The following is a 255-nucleotide window of genomic DNA, read 5'->3' as shown; positions in this document are numbered from 1 at the left end:
ATCCAAACTATACGATAAGCACAACAGACGCGCTATTAACGGTAACACCAAAAGCGATCAACGTGAGTGTGGTAGCCGATAATAAAACCAAAGTATACGGAGACGCGAACCCAGTGTTAACCGCTGTAGTAACTGGAACGGTAAATGGCGATGTGATTGACTATACGTTAAGCACTACCGCTACGACCACTTCAGCAGTAGGAAGCTATCCAATTGCAGTGGCTTTAGGCAGTAATCCAAACTATACGGTAAGCA

General features: G+C 44.7%; 1 protein-coding gene. It reads left to right on the top strand.

Annotated elements, in window-relative coordinates:
* Positions 1-255: MBG domain-containing protein (locus tag J3S90_RS15805; RefSeq protein ID WP_210646986.1), on the top strand; the 255-nt coding region annotated here is incomplete at both ends.

The organism is Flavobacterium flabelliforme (assembly GCF_017948675.1).
Lineage (GTDB): Bacteria > Bacteroidota > Bacteroidia > Flavobacteriales > Flavobacteriaceae > Flavobacterium > Flavobacterium pygoscelis.
This window is presented reverse-complemented; position numbering and strand designations above follow the sequence as displayed.